The organism is Gammaproteobacteria bacterium (assembly GCA_024235095.1).
Lineage (GTDB): Bacteria > Pseudomonadota > Gammaproteobacteria > Competibacterales > Competibacteraceae > UBA2383.
On record JACKNC010000003.1, the window covers coordinates 131,599 to 154,494 of the forward strand.

The window sequence follows — 22,896 nt, forward strand, 5'->3', positions numbered from 1 at the left end:
GCAAGGGCGTGGGAAGCGCTGCACCAAATGCCCATGACCGGCCGCGCATAACCACGCATGATTGCTTTATAGTCAAACAGTTTTATAATTTTATCTAAATCAACAGGTTGTTTTTTTAATCTAACAAAGTAGAAATAGATATTGCGCCTTAGCAGGTTGAGTTGAACGAGGCTTGCTCGAACGGATTGCCAACGGAATCGGTGTGGTTGACAGCTAGGGCGGGATGCTCAGCGGTGGGCCGATCAAGATAATAGCCTTGGGCAAGGTCAACGCCCAGGTCCCGCAACATGTCAAAAGTGGCGGCGTCCTCGACGCATTCCGCCACCGTGGTTTTTCGCAGACCGCGCGCCACTTCCACCATAGCCCGGATGAATACTTGATTGTCGTGGTTGTTGGGCAGATCGCGGACGAACAGGCCGTCTATTTTCAAAACTTTGACATTCAAATACTTCATATATGCGAAAGTGGAAAACCCGCTGCCGAAGTCGTCCAGACAGACGCCGCATCCTAGCTGTTGAATGGCCTCGATAAAACGTTGCGCATCCTGGACGTCGGAAACGGCGGCGGTTTCGGTGAGTTCAATGAATAGCCGCTGCGAATTCACATTATGCTCTGTGAGCAGGCGCTGGATAAACTGGGGCAAGGCCGGATCGTCAAAGGTGCGGCCCGAAATATTGACGGCGAGCGGCGGCAAGTCAGGGCGCTGGCCCAGCAGAGCAATGCTCTGCTTTAGCATCCAGCGGTCGATGTCGAGCACCTGACCGCTTTTTTCCGCCAGGCGAATGAACTGACCGGGCAGAATGGGATGATCGGGGTCATCCGGATTATGCATCCGGATCAGCACTTCCAAGTGGCTGAGGATATTGTTTTTAGTATGATAAACACCCTGGAAGTGCAGCTCGAACAATCTGTCTTCCAATGCCTGGGCGATCCGGCTATTCCAGTTCAGGCGCCGCATTATCGCCTCGGTCGAGTCGCGGCTAGGGTCGTACAACGCCCAGGAGTTCTTACCCTGATTTTTCGCTTGATACATCGCCGTATCGGCGTGGGCCACCAGTTCTTCCACGTTCTCGCCGTGCTCGGGGAAGAGGGCAATCCCCACGCTGGCCGTCAGGCGCAGGTTGGTCCCGCGGAAACGAAACGGTATCGCGGAGATCATATCCACGATGCGCGTGGGCAATGCGCCAACCTCATGTCCAGTTCCGACGTTGCTGAGAATGGCGAACTCGTCGCCGCCAAGCCGCGCGAAGATTTCCGTGGCGCGCACCTGGGTGGTGATTTCACCGGCTGTGCGCACCAGCGCCATATCACCGGCTCGATGGCCGAAAGTGTCGTTGATAGCCTTGAATTCATCCAGATCGAAGTAGATCACCGCGAACTGATCGCCCGTTCGCAATGCGGTGGCGATTTTCTGTTCCAGATGTTTTTGGAAACTGTGCCGGTTACACAGACCGGTTAGCGGGTCGCGCTCGGCCAGATATAGCAGTTGCTGGGCGGTCTGGCGTTCGTGGGTGATATCCTCGTAAAGCCACAGTCGTCCCAATAAGCGGTCTTCGCTGTCCATGACTGGATACGACATTTGAGTGAGAGTGCGCCCATCGTAGAGATCGATTTCGCAGCGCTCGCTGATTGCATGAGTGTCCAGCACCTGAAGCACGTAGCGCGAGGCGTGGTCTGGCCGCGCGAAGCGGTGAGTGGAATGTTCCAGGATCTCTCGCAGCGGATGCCCGACCAAATCCAGGGTTTCGTCGATGGCCCACATCCTCAGGAAGGCCGGGTTGAGATATTCCGCCCGTTGTTGATTGTCTTCGAACAAAATGCCAACGTTCATCGCCGCCAGCAAAGCCCGTAACCGGCCCTGTTCGCGCTTGGTCACCGCCAGCAATTCCCGCTGCCGCTGCTCGGCGATCCGCAGTTCCTCAACGGTTTTCGCCAGCAAGGTTTCGGCTTGCTTGCGCTGAGTGATGTCGGTATTGGTCCCGATGATCCGTAGTGGTTCGCCTTGATCGTTCCACTGGACAATGCTGCCGAGGGAAAGGATCCAAATCCAGTCGCCGGTCTTGGCGCGCTGGCGAAATTCCGTCCGGTAGTCGGGAGTTTCCCCGGCGACATAACGCTGATAAGTCTCGGCCACCGGCTGGCGATCGTCCGGGTGCAGCCGCTCGATCCATGCCGCGCGCGTCTCATGGAACTCTTTGGGTTCATAACCGAGCATTCGGGCGTACTCGGGGCTAACGACGGCCACGCCGGTCCGCACGTCCAGATCGTAAAGACCTTGGTTGGCCCCCTCCAGCGCCAGCCGTAAACGTTCCTCGTTTTCGCGCAACGCGGTTTCGGCTCGCTTGCGTTCGCCGATTTCCTGCTCGAGTGTCGCGTTAGCCGCGGCCAGCGCCTGATTGCGCTCGACCTCGATCTCGGCCTGGCGGTGTAATTGCCGATGAGCGTTGCCCAGCTGTTCCAGCATCCGGTTGAAAACGCGCCCAAGTTGCTCGACTTCGAGCGCTCCGCGGAAAGTGAATCGGTGTTCCAGCGAGCCGCTCCTAATGATCGACTGGGCGACGGATTCCAACTCGCGCAGAGGCCGGGTCAGATAATGAGCGCCCGCCCGGGCGAGAGGAAAAACCGTCAACACCATGCCGATCCCGATGACGGCATAGAGCAGAAGCAGTCGGTTCAAAGATCTGGCCAGGGCGCTTCGATCGGTCGACACTTCCACAGCAATCCACAGGGGTTGCAGCTTAGTCGGCAGAGTAAGCATTTCCGTATGCGCCAGACGGTCGGGACCCTGAAGAGCGCCGGATAGCGCTACGGTCGGCGACGCGGCCACCCCTGGCTTCGGGTAGACCAGCCGCATGGTGGTGCGCTCATCGCCTGGACCTGGTAGGGTGGATTGGATGTTGGCGAGCATGACCTTGTAGAGCAAGGCTCCCTCGGGGGAGAGCGTGCGGGAATAAAAGATCGGTTCGGCCACGAGCAAATAATCGCCCGCAGCGTCGGTCCCGATCGCTGCATAAGGCTTGCCGGTCTCCAGCACCCGGCCCCGCCAGTCGTGGGCTTCGAGGGACAATTCGCGGTTTCCGGCGACGGGCTGGCCCTCGAAATCCGTCATCAGCAGGGTCACGGGCACGTCATTGACGCGGGAAAAGTCCTTGAGGAAGGGCGTCAGCGCGGTTTGGCGCGTCAGGCTGTCCATCAGCGAGTTCAGGATCAGTGCGTTTTCGGGCAGTGTTCCCAGGGTAGATGTGATGGAGTGCAAGGTGTTGCCAACCTGCTGAGCATACAAGATAGCCTGATTCTCCAGGGCGGTGTTCTGGTTGTCGATCAATTGCTTCCGGGTGACGGTATAGGATAGGCCGCCAACCGTCAGGATGAAGCTAAGCGTCAGGACCGTCGCCGCGAGCGCGATGCGTGTGGATAAGCGGATCCTGGAAAGCACGGATCCGCTATCAGCGCCGGAAGGAGAAGCCGACTCCCCTGGGTTGGCAGCGCACATGATTCAATCTCCCGGCGACACGGGCACAATAGCGCCATTGAGGCGGTAGGTCGCCATGAACACATCTTCGGCGCCGAGCGCGTCGTGGTTGTCCGGAGTAAAGGGCTGCTCGAAATACTTGACCAGCCCACGGTATTGGGTCACTCGCTCCAGGGCGTCGCGCACCGCTTGCCGGTCCGTAGTTCCGGCCAGGTCGATGGCGCGCGCCGCCAGATGGGTTAAATCGTAGGCGTGGCCGACCCCGACGGGCGATTCGATCTGTTCGATGCGAGACAGGCCGAACAGCCGGTCGCTCACCGCCAGCACCCGTTGCGCCATCTCCGGTTCCGCCTTGTAGAAGCTGAAGGTCTGCACCACTGAGAAATCCAGCTTGGCCAGATCTTCTCCCACCAGATTGACAAAATTCCCACCCGTGACTCCCCAGTGACTGACGATCGGCAGTCGCTGTTCCGGAGGCAAGGCGGCCATCTCGCGGCAGAGAATCACCGCCTCGCTGTCGTTGGCCACGAACACGATGGCTTGCGCCCCGCTCGAACGCAGCGCCTGGTACTTGTCAATCATGGTCTGGTCGCCCCACTGATACCACTCGATTCCCACCATGTGCGGTTCGGGCGTCTCAAGGAAGTATTTTTTGGCGGAAACCAAGTTGCTTCTGCCCCAGGAGGTGTTGGGCAGGAGCAGGCCAACTCGCTCGGCGCCTTTGCTGAGCGTATGCTTCAGCATCGCCGGCATCGCCAGTCCATCCCGCAACGAAAGGCGAAACATATAATTGGGCTTTCTGCCGTTGCGCGTGATGGCGTCCGCCGCCGCCCACGGGTCGAGAACGATCATTTTCAGTTCATGCGCCAGATCGACATACTCCAGCACGACCGGACTGAAGCGGCCGACGAACATCGCCACCAGGTCAGGCATCTTGGCGAATTCCTTCAGGTTTTTCACGCCGCGCGCCGTAACCGCGCGGTTGTCCTTGGAGATGAGCCGCAAGGGGCGGCCACCCAAGACGCCGCCCGCACGGTTAATTTCGTCGATGGCGATTAGAATGCCGCGCTCGATGGCTTGAGCAGAGGTGCTCTGCTCGACGCCGAATTCGCCGTCGAACCCTAAGTAAATCGGCTTGACTTCTTCGGCGCACAGGGTTGATGAAAGGAGGAGAACCATGTAGAAGAACAATGTTTGGAAACGAAACATAAGCGGCCCTCGAGCTGAGAGAACAAACGGGATGTGTAACTCAATATGGTCAACATGCGGAGTTATCAACAGTCATTTCAATCGGTCTTGACATCCCCGATGCTGAGAGTAGGGAACTACCGTATATTCATGCTGTTCATGATAATCTAACTTGAAATCATGCGAGTATTCTTTGGTTTCCATGATAAGTTTAAGAAAAACTAAGGAAACATTTTATTAATTAATATGAGGATATCTAAAAATAGTTCGACTGTAAATTCTCAGTATTGGAAAGTTAAGTATGAGATGCCGTGGTCTTGTTATACGTCGAGCCTTCGCCGGTTACTGACCGAAGACACTATTGTCATTCTCAGCCTGGCGGTCGATGCGATCTCCATCGGGGAGTGGAAGGAACTGTATGGGACGCTGAATTCTGTGGAATACGACCGCGTCCAATCCTTTCACTTCGATTTAGACCGGCGAGCCTACACAGCCGCGCACGCCCTACTCCGCCATTCGTTAAGCGCGGTGATTCAAGCCGACCCCGCTGACTGGCGTTTCGCCACGGGCGCGTTCGGCAAACCGCATCTTGCTGATCCGCCGCCAGGCTGCGACTTACGTTTTAATCTTTCGCATTCCAGAAGCCGCGTTGCGGTCGCTTTGGCGCTGGGCGCTGAAGTCGGCGTGGACGTGGAGGCTCTCGACCGCGCGACCCCGCTTGATCCGGGAATCGCTGACGCCTGTTTTGCCCCGGATGAAGCTGTGGCGCTGCGCGCTATCGAGACTGAAACCCTTCGGCGCGAGCGATTTCTGCGGCTATGGACGCTCAAGGAAGCGTGTATCAAGGCAACTGGTCACGGTTTGTCACAGCCCCTTAATGCATTCAGTATCGATCCTGACCGGTTGTGGATCAGCTCACCGTCCCTTCAAATCGACCGCTGGCGTCTTGCTCAGTGGTGCATCGGAGCGCATCAGTTAGCGGTAGCGGTTGTTTGGCCGCATTTAACGCCGCCATGCTTCATTCACCAGATTCTCGCAAAATAACCACTGACGCTCCGTAAGCTTTTAGCGTAGGCATTCACCTCCCCCCTTTGAAAAAGGGGGGTCGGGGGGGGATTGCGCACGGGCGCTGGGGCCAGAATCCCCCCTAGCCCCCCTTTGCCAAAGGGGGGAACTGAACGGTTACCTTTTAGCAAGTCCTTCAGTATTCAGGATTCCGCCACGGCATGGCGTAATCGCTCTATCGCGCGCCTGCTCAGCAATCCAGCTTCATCTGCCCGGCTCCAGGCAGCCGGCCAAGTGAACAGCCAGGTCAACCGGCCAGCAACCGTCACGGTTGAAATCACTGGCCCCCCGACCATCACTGTACCAGCGCTGATGGCTGACTGGAGCTGTAACGGGCCGTAATGCGGCTCCAGGGAAATCAGTCCGGGATTGGTCAGAGTCGCCACCAACTCCGGGCCGGTTTCCAATCGCCCGCCGGGCGCCAGCGCGCGAATCGTTTCCAGGGTCCGGTCAAAAGGTTCACCGCTTTGCATCGCGGCGGTGATCTGATGGCGCACGTTCCGCGCTAATGCCCAGAAGTCGGCGTCCGGCGTGATTCGATGCCAGGTCAGCAGCCGGGACAGGCATAAGCCCACCTCATCGCCAAAAGGCGGCGCGACGCTTTGACGCAAACTGACGCTGTGCGTGCAGGCAACCTCCGTCGGTTCATCAACCAGCGTCAGCAAAACCGTGGCGCTCAACGCCCCATGCACCGTCGTTTGTTCCGCGCGACAACGGGCGATCAGTTTAGCCGTGGTCTCCGGTGCCAGCGCATCGGCGATCACCCGAGTTTCGCCCACGAACGGCAACCGCTCAGCAAGGTCGTCCCAGTCAATGGCGGCCAATCGCTCACCGGTCTGACGACTCCACCAGCCATCTCGCAGCGTCGCGCTATCGGCAGCGCCGAATGCCTCTGCTGGAATCAGTTCCTCAAACGCGGGCATGGGCAGGCGCGGCGCGATTTCGTCACCCGCCAACAGGGTCAGGAGATCGCGCAACAGAATGAAAACGCCCAGAGCGTCGGCGGCGGCGTGGCTGACACACAGGATTAGATCCACGGCGTCAGCGCCCCGCAAGAGAGTCAATCGCAGCAATGGCCCCTCAGCCACCGGCAAACGGCGATTGAGTTCCTGTTCCAATACCCGTCGCCAATGGTCATCGTCAGTCCGCGTCTGGATTTCGAGAAGCGTCGAGGGTATTGGAGCGGTAATAAATCGGGGCCTTCCGTGAGTTTCAATCCGCAGGGCCAGGAGAGGATGAGCGGATTGTAAGCGGGCTGCCGCATGATGCAGCGCGGCGGCCTCCAAGCATCCGGTCATTCGCGCCGCCACGACCACGTTAAAGGGGGTGCGCCGGTCGAATAACCAGAGTTTTAATTCTTCTGGACCTAACAGTCTTTTCATCGAATTTTTCAGAACGGGAAGGGCTTTATTCACCCGATCTTAATAAAACCACTACCGATGCTCAGTAAGGTTTAGTTAATGTCTTAATAATCTTGCGCAGATAGCCGATAATCACCACCGCAAAAAACAGCATGATAATCCAATCATCATAGTTAAAGACATTGCGGAATCCTTCGGCGAAATTGTTCAGTAACGGATAGGTGGTAATCAACTTATCCGAATGGTAAAGATAAAGAAAAGTGTAAAGGCCAAACAAACTTACTAAAACCAGCACCATTCGCACCATGCTAAACACTGCCGTACCGAAATGGGCCAATCGTTCGGATTTATTGATCAATGCGGTCATATTAATCGCCTGCCAGCGCAGCATTGGGCTAATGACGTTGTCATATTCCTCAATGGTGGTCGATAAGTTCTTAATGCCGCGCATCATATTTGGAATTATTTTGCGAATGTTGCTGCGTCGTTCCGCAGCTTCGCGGAAATAAATCTGGAACAGCCGCATGTGATTCGCCTTGGGCATCAGAAAGCTTAAGGAAGCATCCAGCGTTGACCACGTTCGGCTGATGCGCATAAAAGCCCAGGTGAGCTGTACCTGATATTTGAACATGATGCGTCCGGAGTCGCTGCCCGCTGACGCGAGAGACCGTTCATGATAATCCAGCCCATGCAGATGCGTTCGCCCTTCCCAATAGCGGTAGGAACGCACCAGTTCAGCGCGTAATGCGTTTAATTGCGACGCCGCGGGCGGATTGATAGCCAGGCGCAGGGTGTAATCCGCGGCCTTCACATAATCATTTTCAGCCAGTGCGCGGAGACTGGAAACATAATTGCTGAGAAAGCTTTTTTCAGATCGGCCAATCGTGCCAAAATCAATCAGCGCAAATCGGCTGTCGCGCAGCAATAAAATATTGCCCGGATGAATGTCGGCATGGAACAAATTATCTTCGAACAATTGGCGCATGGCGGTCAGAAACAACCGGCGTCCGACCTTGCGCGGATTCACTTCGTTTGCATGGCACCAGCGGATCAAGCGTTGCGGATTGATTTGTCCGATGTGGATAAAATCCGACATTAGTACGCCCGCTACATACTCGGTGACCAATACCCGGCTTGTTGAATAATCAAGAAAAACCCGGGGAGCATAAATATCATGCCCGCGCAAAACCTTACGCATCCGCTGGGTATTGGAGGCTTCGTAGCGGAGATCCAACTCCTCCTGCACCATCTGCTCCAGTTCCCAGTAGGCGTCACGCCAGCGGATATGCGGCGCGACATTGAAGAATTCGAGCATGCGGATCAGCCGTCCGATATTCCGCAAATCCCGCATAAAGGAAATGTCGGCGTTCGGTCGGCAAACCTTGACCGCCACCTGGATATGGGGGTCGCGCAGCATGGCCAGATGCACCTGGCTGACCGACGCAGCCGCCAGCGGCAACTCCTCGAAGCTTTCAAAAATCAGCCCTAAATCCTCGCCCAGTTCAGCATGAAGCGTCTCGTAAACCCACCGGGTTGGAAAACCCTGCGCCCGGTATTGCAGTTTTGACAATTCACGGCAGATCGCTTCGGAAAAAATATCGGTGCGCAACGATAAAAGCTGTCCGAGCTTGATCCATAAACCGCCCAGACTTTCAAACACCCGGCGCAGACGCACCGCCGACGCATCCTTATCATAACGACGAATCAGACGCAGCCACCATCTGATCAAGAGGAAATGCGCAAAGCGGCTCAGCACCCGCAGCGAGGCAAAACGCGGTTCCTTCGGCAGTTCGACGATCTCAACCGTTGGGCGCTCTTCTTTCCAAAGTAGCGGGGTCGGTATCCATTCTTCATCTAACATCGAGGTCTCTGATCATTAGTCTTGTCAAGGTTTCCGCCAAATGATCAATATGGGGCGGGTTCATCATCTGCAGGTGATCGCCGGAAATCTCCAGCACTTGTATGGGATGCTCACAGAGCGTAGTCCAGCCCAGGGCGGGATCGGCCAGCGATTCGCCGCTTTCATGCTCCAGGAACTCCTCGGGAAATCCGCCCTCGCTCCGCACCAGGGTCAAAACACCCATATAGCGTTGCGGTTGATAGTCGGCCATCGCCTTGAAATTGGTCTTGAACACCCGCAATATCCCGTCTATGGATACGCCATCGGCGATCAGTCGCCGCTCCCGGAGTCGTTCCATCACCCGCTCCAACCGTTCTCGAAGCGGACGCTCACACAATGCCGCATAGGATTCAAGATGCGGCTCATACAAAGCGTAAAGCGCGCGAACGATGGAATCCAGGGCGATGTCGTCGATCTGGAAGGCTTCCAGACGGGAGCGCACCACAACGGTGTCGAGCAGAACCAGCAAACCCACCCTCTCGCCCGCTTGCATTAACTGTCGGGCCATCTCGTAAGCGACATAACCACCGTAGGAGTGGCCCACAATCTGGTAGGGACCCTGTGGTTGAGTGTGGCGCACTGAACGCAGATAGTAAGCGGCCTGATCCTCGATGCGCTCCAGCGGCAACCCGCCGTCCAGACCGGGCGCCTGGAAGGTGTAAAGTCCTCTTGCAGGCCCAAGACGCTCGGCCAGCGCGTTCAGATAATAGGGCGCAGCCAGAACCCCAGGCACGATGAACAGCGGTGTTTCCGGTCCGCTCCGCAGCGTGATCATGGCGTCGGCAGCCGGGGCTACGATTGGCGCAGTGCGCTCCACCAAGGCGGCGATTTCCGCGACGGTGGGATTACGGAACAGTTGCGCGACTTCCAGTTCCGCACCCAGTCCCTGGCGCAGTCGATTATGCAATTGCACCATCGCCAGCGAACTGCCGCCCAGGGCAAAGAAACTGTCTTCACGGTTGACCTGTTCCGCGCCGGTCAATTCGGCGAAAATCGCCGCCACTTTTTTCTCCAGGACCGATTCCGGGGCATTCCCGGCGCGGCGGGCCGACGGATCAGCGTATTCCGCCAGGGCGTTGCGATCCACTTTGCCATTGGCGGTCAGCGGCAAGGCCGACAGCAAAACCATTTCCGTGGGTACGAGCGCGGTTGGCAGTTGTTCGCGCAGGAAAGCGGTCAATGCTTCCACGGTTAGCGGCGGTGCGGCTTCCGGCGCGCGGGCTAGGAAGACCTCCAAACCCAGCGCATCGGCGATGCCGCCTTCAACCGCGAAGGCTTCGCTCTGCTCAAAACCGGTTTCCGCCAGCGCGTCCAGCCAGCCTTGACGCGAGAGCAACGGATGACGCCGCCGCCGCTGGCGGTCTTCAAAGCGGTCAAAACCCTGTTGCAAACCCATGCTCAGGTCATACCAGGGATGGAAGCGGGTTTCTTCCACCAGCAACAAGGCGCCGCCGGGCGCCAGTAGTTGCCGAAGATGACGCAGGCTTTCGGCGATATCGCGAGTCGCGTGGATCACGCTGCCCGCAATGGCCAGATCGAAGCCATGCCGGGTCATCCCCTGGTCTTCCGGCGGCTTTTCCAAATCGAGCAGGGCAAAGCGCATAAAACGGCAATCGGCGAACGCCTGACGGCCCGCTTCCAGGAAATAGCGGCTGATGTCGGTAAAGATGTATTCAACCGTTTCCGGCGACAGGCGATCCAGCACGGCCCGAGTCGTCGCGCCTAGACCCGCGCCCACTTCAAGAATCCGCAAGCGGGGGTGCTCATTGGCCAGCGCAGCGACGATGTCGCCTACGACCGGCAGAGTGAACTGGAACAGCGTGTCGTAGATGCCCGGCGTTTCTCGGGCGGTGTAAATCGCGGCGGAGTGCTGGCGTCCGGTCAGCAAATCCGGCAACGCGGCGACCACTTGTTCGAGCAGGGCAAAATCGTCTTGACCGAAGCCGAAGCGATCCATAGCGCGGACCTCATCTAGCGTCGGCGCGGATTCCGGCCAAGCGGCTACGCGGTGGAAGCCGTCGCCGGTTGCTTCCAGTTGACCGTGGGCGGTCAACGCTTCCAACGCCCGTTGCAGCCAATGCTGATAGCGCGGCTCCATATCGCACTCTTGCAACACTTCGTCAGGACGCGCGATTCGACCTGTTTCCCGGAAAGCGCCCAGGCGTTGCAAAGCGGAACTGACGGCGTCACGATAGAACTGCTCCAATCGGTCGCGTACTAATGCGAAATCAGCGGTCTCGAACGCCTGAGCGACCATTTGGGCGCGGTCGTGACCGGCATCTCGCATCGCCGCCCACGGGAGCGGCGGATCGACTGAGGCGGCGTCCGCGACTTCGGGAACGACAAAAGCCGCTAACCGCCGGTCGCCGCGCGCTTCTCCCAGCACCGTGGCTGCCGCCTGCCGCACCCCCGGATGACGGTCCAGCGTAGCTTCGATTTCGCCCAGTTCAATCCGGTGACCGCCAACCTTGACCTGAAAGTCTTCGCGCCCGAGAAACTCAATGTCACCGCCGGGGAGATAGCGCCCCAGATCGCCGGTAGCGTAAAAACGTTCGCCGGTTTCCGGATGCTGGATAAAGCGCCGCGCGGTTTGCTCGGGATCGCGCCAGTAACCTCGGGCTAACCCGATGCCACCGATATAAAGTTCGCCGGTGACCCATACCGGACAGGGTTCCAGCCGATCGTTGAGCACATGGAATGATTGATTCTCCAGCGGTCGGCCATAGGGGATGCTGCGCCACTGCGGGTCTACCGTTTCGATGGGATGATGAATCGACCAGATCGCCGCTTCGGTCGCGCCGCCCAAGCTGATGGTGTGGGCTTGGGGCGCCAAGGCTTGAATTCGCGCGGGCAAACCCAGGGGAATCCAGTCGCCGGACAACAGCACCAGGCGCAGGCGCTCGCCCAGCGGTTGCCCGTACTCGCAAAGCATGGCCATCAGCGCCGGCACCGTGTTCCACAAGGTGACGCCTTCATCGACGATCAGTTGTCGCCAGCGCTGCGGGTCGCGGGCGGCGTCTGCGCCAGGGAAGATCAACGCGCCGCCCGCCCCCAGTACGCCGAACACGTCGTACACCGACAGATCGAAGCTGAGCGAAGACAGGGCCAAGACCCGATCTTCGGCGCTCACCTTGAACCGCTGGTTGATGTCCAACACGGTGTTTAAGACCGCGCGATGCTCCATCATCACGCCCTTGGGCTGACCAGTGGAACCGGAGGTATAAATTACATAAGCCAGATCGTCGGGCGTTGCGTCGCACATTGGCAATGGCGCGGGCGGCTGATCGTCCACGATCAGCGGCTCGACTTCATCCGGCCAGTCCAGACGCAACGCCGGGTCGGTTAGAGCGATGCGGACTTCACCGTGGGCCAGCAGATAACGGCGGCGTTCCTCCGGCAGGGCGGCGTCAATGGGCAGATAAGCCGCACCCGAAGCCAGAATACCCAGCACCGCCGCCACTTGCCGCCAGCCTTTGGGCATCACCGCCGCCACCAGTTCACCGGGCTGCACTCCGCGAGTTTGCAGGGCTACGGCTACGCCGCCAGCGCGACCCAATAGCTCGGCATAGTTCAGGCGGCGGTCGCCGTCGACCAGCGCTTCCCGTTCACCGTAAGCCAGCGCTTGGGCCACAAAAGGACTGTGCAGCAACCCTTCCGGGATAGGCACAGTGGTTTGATTAGCCTGTTGGCGCTCGGCGAATTCCACGGCAGGCAACCAATAGGCGATGGGCGCATTCCAGGCGGCTTCGTCGCGGGCCAGTTCCCGCAACAGTCCGCAATAGGCGTCGAACATCCGGCTGGCTACGCCCGGCGCAAATACCGCTTCCACCACGTCCCAAGTGAACAGCAAACCGACGTCCTGTTCCGAAACCTGATGATCGATCAACACTTGCGGGGTTTGCGCGACGCTGTACACCATTTCGCCTAGTCCTTCCCAGGCGGAATCGCCAGGTTGACCGGCGTCCAAACCCAGGGCGCTGGTGAAAACCACTGGCACCGCCGAAACCTGCCCGCCCTGCCGCCGGGCCTGTTCGCGCATCACCTGGACGCCGCTGAACGCGCCGTGATCCAGGTCCGCAGCCAAGCGTTTCTGCAAAGTACGCGCGCGCTCAGCGAAATTCGGCGCGGACCCATCAAACTCCAAGAGAATGGTTGAGGTGAAATCGCCGATAATCTGCATGATTTCAGGATGCAGCGCCGGGCGATTGAACAGGGTCAGGGTAATGCAGAATCGAGGGTGGCGACTCCAGGCGGCCAGCACATCGGCGTAGGCGGCGCACAGCAGACCGGACGGAGTCAGTCCCAACTGCTGGGCGCGCGCGCGCAAAGCAGACCACTCGGCCTGATCCAGCCGCTGTAAGCGGCGGACAAAATGCGGGTGCGTCAGGCTGGCCGGATCGCGCAGCAACGGCAATTCCGGTCCGCCGGGTAGATCGGGTAGTCGCTCCAGCCAGTAATGTTCGGCCCGGTGGTAACTCTCACTCTCGCGTTGAGCCACTTCTGCCAGCACCACATCGCGGAAGGACAATTCCAACGGCGGCAGTTCCAGCGCTGGATCAGCGGCGAGCCGCACCCATTCCTCGCGCAACTGGAAAATGCTGGCGGCGTCCAGCACCAGCAGATCGAAGCCCAGATGCAGACGGGTGCGATGCTCATCGATATGGGTCGCCCGGATGTCGAACAGCGGCCATTGGGTAGCGTCGAAAACCCGATGCGACAACCCGCCACGCAAGCGGGTTAACTGCGTCTCCCGTTCGGCCTCGGGTAGGTCACGTAAATCCAGCACCGGAATTTCATAAAGCGGAACCTGCGTCAGAATGCGTTGCTGCCCGTCCCCGGCGACTACTGCCCGCAGCATATCGTGCCGCGCCACCAGCCGCCGCCAGGAATCCTGGAACTGTTCGAGCGGTAGATCATAGCCATCCATCTCGGTGTAGAGGTGGCAACCGATGCCGCCCAACTCCATCCCCGGTCCCCGGCCTACCCAGTAGGCTTGCTGAATATCGGTCAGCGGGAAGGGTTCGTAACGATGCGCTGGGTCCGGCTGAATCAATTCAGCGGGCGCGGCAACCGGCGCGGTTAGGTCTAGGTTGGCCAACAGCAGATCGGCCAGTTGTCCGACGCTGGCCCCTTCCAGAATGGCGCGCACCGGTAATTCGATGCCAAGCGCGGTCTTGACCCGGTTTTTCAGCTCCACCGCCATCAACGAATCGAAGCCCAGTTCCGGCAGCGGCGTCTCCAATTTCGGTGGACGACTCAAGCCAATCACTTCCGCGACCCGCGTTGCCAGGAAGGTTTGCAGCAGGCTCAGCCGTTCTGTCGCATCCGCCTGGCGCAACCGGGTTGGCAGGTCGGTGGTAACGACGGGCGCTTGCTCCGCCACGGCGGTTGACTGAATCGCCACGGTTTTTTCAAAGCCGGCGAAAAAGGGTGGATGGGCCGATTCTGGGAACTGCGCCAGCAATTGCGGCCAGTTCACTTCGGGCAACACGACGGCTTGCGCCGGTTGTTCAGTCAACGCCCATTCGAAAATCGCTAATCCCTGTTCCGGCATCATCGCGCCGATGCCGATGCGCTGCATCTGCCTTTCCACCCCGCGCCGCGCCGCCGCGCCGATGTCTCGCCACGCACCCCAGTCCAGACTGATCGCCGGTTGCCCTTGCGCCTGGCGGGCCTGGGCGAAAGCGTCCAGCCAAGCGCTGGCGGCGGCATGATTGGCCTGCCCCGTTGAACCGAGTACGCCAGCCATCGAAGCGAACAGCACGAAGAAATCCACAGGATGATCCAAGGCCAACCGATGCAAATGCCATGCGCCATCGATCTTGGCCGCCATAACTCGCTCGAAATGCGCCCAGTCCTGATCGCGCAACGCCGCATCGTCCAAAGCGCCCGCAGCGTGAATGATTCCGGCCAACGGCAGCCAGTCCTGTTGCAATTCGGCAAACAGCGCTTCCATCGCCGAACCATCAGCCACATCGACCTGGGGCGTCCACACGTGTGCTCCCGCTTGTTCCAGCCGAGTGATCGTTTGCCGGGCGGCTTCATCCGGGGCGCTGCGTCCTACCAGCGCCAGTGTGCGAGCGCCCTGCGCGACCAGCCAGTCCGCGACCGCCAAACCCAGACCACCCAAACCGCCGGTGATCAGATAAGTCGCATCAGGGCGAATTTCCGGCGTAGTGAGTGATTGCTCCCGGTTTGTCCGACGACCTAATCGAGCCACGCGGCGACCAGTTGGCGAAAGCGCTACCTGATCTTCACCACTGCCAGCCCAAATCTCGGCGAACAAGGCGTCGACCAGAACAGTCTCCCCCTTTAATAAAGGGGGGTTAGGGGGGATTTGCGTCGCACTGTCCGTGAGGAATCCCCCCCGACCCCCCTTTTCCAAAGGGGGGAGATAGGAGGTGGCGTCTTCCAAAGGGGGGAGATGGGAGGTGGCGTCTTCCAAAGGGGGGAGATGAGAGGTGGCGTCTTCCAAAGGGGGGAGATGAGAGGCGGCGTCCAGGTCAATCCGGGTGCAGCGCAGCTCGGGATGCTCCAACGCAATCGTGCGCCCCAGTCCCCACAGGGAAGCCGGTGCAACCGTCATCGGCGATCCCTCTGCAAATTGCGCAACCCCCGGAGTCACCAGCCATAACCGGGCCGGTTCCGATCGGTCGAGCAAACCTTGCGCCAGACGCAGAGCGGAAGCGCACAGCCGACGCTGCTCATCCAGCCGAGAGCCGGTGGCAGGCTCAGGAACTGGAGTATCCAGGGCGCGGAGATGAATCACACCGCGCCAGTTCCGGGAAACCAGCGTTTCGTCGAGAATTTCATCCTCTTCCTCCGCCAGCAGTCGGCAATGCGCGCCCTGCGTCTCCAGACGGTCGGCCAATGCCTCGCCCACTCCGCTTCGATCAGTGAGCAGAAGCCAATCGCCTGCGTCAGTACCCTTCGCTGCTGGCGCTTCGGCCAGAATCAATTCACCGCCGGGTAATGCCGCAGCCTGGGCAAAACCACAGGTGGGCAACAAATCCAGCCAGCCCTGGCGATCCAGCAGCGGATGATCGGGCCGCAAATCCGTGTCGGTAAAGCGCCACCAGCCTTCGGTCAAGCCGAACACCAGATCGACCCAGCGCCGCCGGGCAGTGCTTTCCAGCAACAGCAATTGCCCGCCGGGCGCCAGCAGGTTGAGAATGTGACTCAGACTTTGCCGCAAATCGCGGGTGGCGTGCAGGACATTCGCGGCCAGGATCAGGTCGTAACGCGCGCTGGCGAAACCTTGCGCGGTGGGTTCCTGTTCGATATCCAGGGTGTGGAAGGTCATGAACGGGAACGCTGCAAAGGCGGTTGCAGCCTGGGTTGTGAACCAGGACGAGACATCGGTGAATACATACTCCGCAGCGTTCGGGAGCAGACTTGGCAATACTGCCTGAGTCGTCCCGCCGGTGCCCGCGCCGATCTCCAATACGCGCAGACAGCGCCCCGAAGGTTGCTGCACCGCCATTGCCGCTACCGCATCCGCCAGCAGGTGGTTGACCACTCGCGCATAAGGCGATTCGCCATAGAGTTCACCGGCGCTTGAATGCTCCCCAAACAGCAGCGACAAGGCATCAACCTCACCGCGCAGCACTGCCGCCAGTTGCGCCCCGCATCGACGCAATAATCCCAATTCAGCGGCGCAGGCCGGGAATCGCTCCAGCAACGCCGCGCATTCGGCATCAAAATCCCCCCTTTTCCAAAGGGGGGTGAGGGGGGATTTCGCATCAGCGGGTTGCATCATTTGCACGACCCGCCACAAGGCATGATCGCGTTCCAACAATCCCTCCTCGGCCAGCATATCCAGCAAGCGCTCAAACAACCGCCAGTGAATATCGGCAATCTCAAGTTCTTCAGCCAAACCGTTGACGGTGAAGCGCTGGCCCGGACTGAAATCAGCCCCCAATTCAGCGAACGCCGCCAGGATATAGGCGATGCTCAACCGATCCAGCGCGGGTTCGAGTTCGGCGTAAACCGCCAAGCCCTGCTCTTGAGCTAACGTCTCCGCCAGCGGCGTCAACCGGTCGATCTGGGTTTTGATCGACGGGAGAAAATCCGGGCCGGGCAACCCTTCTAGCAAAGGCGCGGTGGGCCAGTGAATCTCATAAAGCCAGTCCCGAGGCAAATGCCGGGCGGCGCTCAACAACTTTGCCTGGGTCACGCGCGCCAAGATCAAACCCTCAACCCGCGCCAATTCCTCACCCTGTTCGTCCAGCAAGGTGACCCCGCCCTGCACCGTATCGCCATCGGCTTTGGCTTGGGCCAGGCACCAGCAACGCTCCAAGGCGGGCCGGTTCAGTCGATAGCGTTCGATGCGCATCGGTAACCAAGCCGTCCCCTCCGGTGTCACCGGCAACGCCGCCGCTAACACTTGCAAAGCGGCGTCCAGCAACGCCGGATGCAGTTGATAGGCGCTCAAATCCGTGTGGAGCGCAGGAGGCGCCGCGACTTCGGCCAGCGCCGCGCCAGCGCCGCGCCACAGGCGGAGAACACCCCGGAAACTTGGGCCGTAGTCCAGGTTGCGCTGCTGGAATCCGGCGTAGAAATCGGCAACCGGCGCTTGCGTCCACTGCTGGCGCAGCGACTCCAGATCAACCGGCGTAGCGGACGGCAAAGCGCCCATTCGCCGCAAACGCCCGGAAACCAGTTTCACCGGCGCAGCTTCATCGGCACAATGAAAGATGTGAATCGCCAACGTCTCGTCAGGACTGGGAATAGCTAACAGTTGTATCCACGCCCCGGAGTTTTCATCCAGACGCAGCGGGGCCAGCAAATCCAGGTCTTCGACCTGAATAGTCCCAATCCCCCCCTTTGTCAAAGGGGGGTGAGGGGGGATTTCGACCGTTCCAGGCAACAACTCATGGCCAGCGGCCAGGGCCATCTCCAGGAATCCAGCGGCTGGAAACACCGGCATTCCATAAACCTGGTGATCGCTCAAAAACGGCAGGCGGTCAACGGTCATCCAGGTCTCGAAACGAGACTCGGCGGACTGAGGCAGACGCAGGCGACGGGCCAGCAGGGGATGAATCGGCGGCGATAGTTCATCACTGCGATGCCAACTCCTCGTCGACGCTTTTGTCGCTGGCGCCAAATCCGGCCAATAGCGCTGACGCTGAAAGGGGTAAGTCGGCAAAGTGGCTTTGGCGTAATGCTGATCGCCTTCCATCGCCCGCCAGTCAAGCCGCGCGCCAGCGACCCACAGTCGCCCCAGGCTGTCTAACAGGGCGCGCCCGTTCGCTGTATTGCGCCGCAGCGAGGGCAGCCAGTCTCCCGAAGCGCCGGAACGCTGGCCGAGAATGCTCAACATCGGTTCGGGGCCGATCTCGATGAACAACGTGCAACCCAATCCGGCCAGCGTGCGCAGACCATCGGCGAAGCGCACCGGATAGCGGGCCTGCCGACGCCAGTAGGCCGCATCAAACCGCCGGGTTGGCTCAGCGGTAACATTGGCGATGATGTCAATGCGCGCTTCGGTATGAGGCGTTGCCGCCGCCGCTCGCTCCAGCGCATCCAGGCAGGGTTCGATCAACGGCGAATGGAAAGCGCGGGTAACCGCCAGAGGTCGGCTGTCGATGCCCTCTTTCGCCAGCGCCGCCGCCACCCGTTCCACCGCCGCGCGCTGCCCGGCAATCACCGTCGCTGTCGGCCCATTTTCGGCGGCGACTGAAACCTGACCTCCGCCTTGCTCATCGACCGCCTGATAGACGGTATCCGCATCCGCCAGAATCGCTATCATGGCCCCGCCTTCCGGCAGAGCCTGCATCAATCGACCGCGTTCTGTTGCGAATTGGAGGCCCGATTCCAGATCGAAAACGCCTGCCGTACAAGCCGCCGCCAGTTCGCCGACGCTGTGACCCAGCACCGCCCGAGGCTCCACGCCCCAACTGCGCCACAACGCCACCAGCGCCATTTCCAGGGCAAACAGCGCCGGTTGCGCCAGATCAGTGCGCGCCAGCAGTCCCTGGTCTTCGTCGAACAGCACACCCAGCAAGGGATATTCCAACTGATCGCCAAGCAGGGCGGCGCAACGATCCAGCACGTGCCGGACACGCGGCTCGCTCTCGTAAAGCTGACGACAGGAACGACCGCCCCGCGCGCCTTGACCGGTAAACAGGAAAGCAATGCCCGGCGGCTGATGACTAGCCTGACCCAGCGCGATGTCTGACGGCGTTTCACCAGTAGCCAGCGCCGTCAACGAGGCGCTGGCCTCAGCGGCGCTCTCGGCAACCAGCGCCAGGCGATGAGTAAAGGCTGTGCGGCCTACGCGTGAGGCATGGCACAAATCTGACCAGAGTTCGGCGCTGTTTTGTAGATGAATTGCGGCGCGGCCCGCCAGTTCGGTCAACGCCTCGGGTTCCCGAGCCGAAAGACAGAACAGAGTGCCTCTCTCGTCCCTGCGTGGGAGAGAGGTTGGAGTTGAGGAAGGCGGCGGCGCTTCCTCCAGCACGATATGAACATTCGTGCCGCTGAAACCGAAGGAGCTAACCCCGGCGATGCGGCGGTCATGAATGGGCGTCCAGTCGCGGGTGACGGTCGGGATTTCTATCGGAAAGCCGTCCAGCGTGATATGTGGGTTCAGCGTGGTGAAATTGCGGTGAGCCGGAATACGCTGGTGACGCAACGCCTGAACCACCTTGATCAGCGAAGAAACGCCGGCAGCGGCTTCCAGATGGCCAATGTTGGTCTTCACCGATCCCACCACCAGCGGTTCCTGCGTTGGGCGACCGGCGGCGAACACCTCGGCCAGCGCCTGCATTTCGATGGGGTCGCCCAGGGCGGTGCCGGTGCCATGCGCCTCGACGTAGGACACAACGCCTGGCTCCAGCCTGGCGTCTTCCAGCGCCTTGCGAATGACCATGACTTGCGCACGGCCATTGGGCGCGGTCAGGCCGGAAGAACGACCGTCCTGATTCACTGCGCTGCCGCGAATCACCGCCAGCACCCGGTCGCCGTCCGCCTGGGCGTCGGACAACCGCTTCAACACCAAGACCCCGCAACCTTCGCCACGCGCATAACCATCGGCGGCAGCGTCAAAAGTTTTGCAACGGCCATCGGGCGACAACATCCGGCCCTGACAGAAGTTAATCGTAATTTCCGGCGACAACATCAAATTGACGCCGGCGACCAAAGCAATCGCGCATTCCCGCTGCCGCAGGGCGCGCACCGCCAGGTGAGCCGCGACCATGGACGAGGAGCAGGCGGTGTCAATCGCCATGCACGGTCCCTGGAAGCCGAAGGTGTAGGAAATGCGCCCAGAGGCGACGCTGGCGGCGTTGCCAGCTCCGGCCTGGGCGTTGTTTGACGACGATTGCGCTGATTGACTGAGAATCTGACCGTAATCGTTGGTGCTGATCCCAAGGAACACGCCGGTATCGCTGCCGACCAATCGCTCGGGGATTAACCCGGCGTCCTCCAGCGCCTGCCAGACGGTTTCCAGCAACAAGCGCTGTTGCGGATCGATCCCGACCGCTTCACGCGGTGCGATGCGAAAGAACTGCGGATCGAACTGATCCACCTCGCTGACGAATCCCCCACGCCGGGTGTACATCTTGCTGGGAACACCCGGTTGAGGATCGTAGAAGCGATCGACATCCCAGCGATCAGCGGGAATCTCGCGGGTCCCGTCATTCCCGGCTTCCAGAAACCGCCAGAACGCCTCGGGGTCCTCGCCACCCGGCAGCTTGCAGGCCAGACCGATCACGGCGATGGGTTGGCGGGCGGCGGATTCCAACATATCCACACGCTGACGCAGGCGCTTGATGGCCAGGGTTGCCTTTTGCAATGGGGTCAGCGAGTCGGTCACGGTTGGAATCCTTGCGGGCTGGGAGTGAAGATATAAAGATTATATCAATTCACGCTGACCGATATGGCTGATGGGGAGTGCTGGCCGCTACCCGCCAGCCTCCAATTCAACCTATTCGCTGCACCGGTGTTTCGGCGAAAACGTCCGCCAAATGACTCGCCGTCAACACCCGCTCACTCCAAGTCAACAACGTTGTGCTGTCCGCCGCCGCCAAACGCGCTTGGGTCGCTTCATCCAGCGGTCCGAATTTCAACGTCAACAAGCGCTGTAGAATCAATGATTCTCCCTCCTGACGACCTTTCTCCATGCCTTTCTCCATGCCTTTCTCCATGCCTTTCTCCATGCCTTTCTCCATGCCTTTCTCCATGCCTTTCTCCATGCCTTTCTCCATGCCTTTCTCCATGCCTTTCTCCATGCCTTTCTCCATGCCTTTCTCCATGCCTTTCTCCATGCCTTTCTCCATGCCTTTCTCCATGCCTTTCTCCATGCCTTTCTCCATGCCTTGCCGCTCCCATTCTCGGGTCCACTCGATGACTCGTTCCGCTAACATATTTCGCACCTCGTTCAGTTCCGACATCGCTTCAATTCGTACTCCGGGCACTCGCGCCGGCAGTAACACATCCCGCAACCAGACGGCAAACGCCCGGCGCAAACTGACCTGTTCCGGGGCGTGTAACCAGTCGATCAGGCGTTCAATGACCGCTTGCAAATCTTCCGGTCTCCGGCTGTTTTCCAGTTGGAACAACGCCGCCGCCAGATTGTGCAAGGGGGCCAGGATCTCGGGCGGGTAACGGTTCTCTTCCAGCAGCAGATATTGCAATCGGGGTTGATAGCGTTCCAGACCGACCGGCGGCGGGACGATTAAATCATTGACCTCCGTCTTGGCGGTCCAGCACGGTTGGCCGTTATACAACACCAACGGCAGCACCGGCGGTAATTGTCCCTCGTCGGTGAGTTGCTTCGTGCGGATCAAGTCCTGGTAGAGCATCCCAACGTAGACTAGCAACCGCACCGCCATGAACGGATCGACGTCGGACTGGAATTCCAGCAGCAGATAGACATACAGCCAGCGCTCCCGCCAACGCACGCGCCAGACCACGTCATCGGCTCTGGGGCGCAAATCGTCGCTGACGTAGCTGCCTGATTGCTTCTCCAGGGTGGTGAAGTCCAGCTCTTTAACCCAGTTTTCATTGACGAAGCCGGTGAGCAAATCAGCCACCATCTCGGGATGCGAGAACAGCAGCTTGTAGCCGGAATCATGCGGCTGCGCCAGGTGTTGACGCGCCTTCGCCGTTTTACGCCGGATGCGACCGGTTTTTTGGGGTCGGGGTCGTTTGGTCATTCAGGGAGATTTCGCCCGGCGGCGCGGCGGACGCGGTCCGATCACTTCTTCCAGTGTGGCGGCGTCAAGAATTGCATCCAGCCATCCATCCAGTTGCGTCTCCACCGCCGCGTCGATGTGCGTGATCGCCCACTTGGGTAATCGGCCAAAACGGCGGGTGAGCAGGCGCTTGAGAGATTCAGCTTTGCCCTCGGTTTTGCCCTTGGCTTCCCCCTTGGCTTCCCCCTGAATTTCGCCCTCGGCGAACACTTCCTGGTAAAACCGGCTTTGTTTGAGATTGATTTCCGTTAAACCCAGCATGGTTTGAATCTCCTGTCGAGTCAGTTGGGGTAATCGGTAGACCAGGATCGTTTCGATCAAATCCAGCCATCCCGTAACGGGCAAGGCGCTCGGCACTCCGGGTGCGCGCAACTGCTGCGCCAATCGGGTCGCTGCCGGTTCCAGCGCCGCCGATTCGATCACCAGCAATTGCAGGAGCGCCTGTTCCAGGGTGTGCGCCGGTCGCTCCCGCCAATCTTCGAGATAGATGCGATGCACTTCCGGGAGCGTCAATAACGAGGCATAGCGTTCGTCGAGCTGTTCGACGCTCCGGTCGGGGTAGAGACGATCACTTGCCAGTTTCGGGGCGGCGTGGCGCGATACAGGTAGAGAAACAGTTCAGCAAACAAGCGTCCATAAAGCGCGTCATCCGGCTGATATTGCACCTCGACGATCACCTGCAAAATCTCCCTTCCTATCTCCCCCCTTTGA

Annotated in this window: 9 protein-coding genes; 1 reads left to right on the top strand and 8 read right to left on the bottom strand. The window is 59.7% G+C overall.

Annotation, left to right across the window (positions count from 1 at the left end; all coding sequences use genetic code 11):
- Nucleotides 1-148: 148 nt before the first annotated feature.
- Together H6973_17580 and H6973_17585 are read right to left on the bottom strand one after the other, a co-directional pair.
- Entirely contained in the window at nt 149-3,436 is a 3,288-nt protein-coding gene (locus tag H6973_17580) for an EAL domain-containing protein (GenBank protein ID MCP5127384.1), read from the bottom strand.
- A 60-nt stretch (nt 3,437-3,496) separates the two neighbouring features.
- Entirely contained in the window at nt 3,497-4,603 is a 1,107-nt protein-coding gene (locus H6973_17585) for an ABC transporter substrate-binding protein (GenBank protein ID MCP5127385.1), read from the bottom strand.
- 363 nt (nt 4,604-4,966) lie between these two features.
- On the opposite strand from H6973_17585, the gene H6973_17590 reads away from it, so the two are divergent.
- Nucleotides 4,967-5,704, top strand: coding sequence for a 4'-phosphopantetheinyl transferase superfamily protein (locus H6973_17590; protein ID MCP5127386.1), 738 nt, complete (start codon nt 4,967-4,969; stop codon nt 5,702-5,704).
- Between the two features lie 164 nt (nt 5,705-5,868).
- Here the strand turns inward: H6973_17590 and H6973_17595 are convergent, their stop codons facing one another.
- The 6 genes from H6973_17595 to H6973_17620 form a co-directional block, all read right to left on the bottom strand.
- A complete protein-coding gene (locus H6973_17595) occupies nt 5,869-7,107 on the bottom strand; it encodes a hypothetical protein (GenBank protein MCP5127387.1) in 1,239 nt (412 codons plus the stop codon).
- Nucleotides 7,108-7,168: 61 nt separating this feature from the next.
- Nucleotides 7,169-8,947, bottom strand: a complete 1,779-nt coding sequence (locus H6973_17600; GenBank protein ID MCP5127388.1) for an AarF/ABC1/UbiB kinase family protein — start codon at nt 8,945-8,947, stop codon at nt 7,169-7,171.
- A complete protein-coding gene (locus H6973_17605) occupies nt 8,937-20,804 on the bottom strand; it encodes an amino acid adenylation domain-containing protein (protein ID MCP5127389.1) in 11,868 nt (3,955 codons plus the stop codon). Before H6973_17605 ends, H6973_17600 begins: the two co-directional genes overlap by 11 nt.
- Before the next feature lie 106 nt (nt 20,805-20,910).
- Nucleotides 20,911-22,077, bottom strand: coding sequence for an Rpn family recombination-promoting nuclease/putative transposase (locus H6973_17610; GenBank protein MCP5127390.1), 1,167 nt, complete (start codon nt 22,075-22,077; stop codon nt 20,911-20,913).
- Between the two features lie 69 nt (nt 22,078-22,146).
- Entirely contained in the window at nt 22,147-22,698 is a 552-nt protein-coding gene (locus tag H6973_17615; protein ID MCP5127391.1) for a DUF2887 domain-containing protein, read from the bottom strand.
- Nucleotides 22,695-22,868 carry a DUF2887 domain-containing protein gene (locus tag H6973_17620; protein ID MCP5127392.1) on the bottom strand — a complete coding sequence of 58 codons (174 nt, stop codon included), beginning with the start codon at nt 22,866-22,868 and terminating at the stop codon, nt 22,695-22,697. The genes H6973_17615 and H6973_17620 overlap by 4 nt, the downstream gene beginning before the upstream one ends.
- Nucleotides 22,869-22,896: the final 28 nt, after the last annotated feature.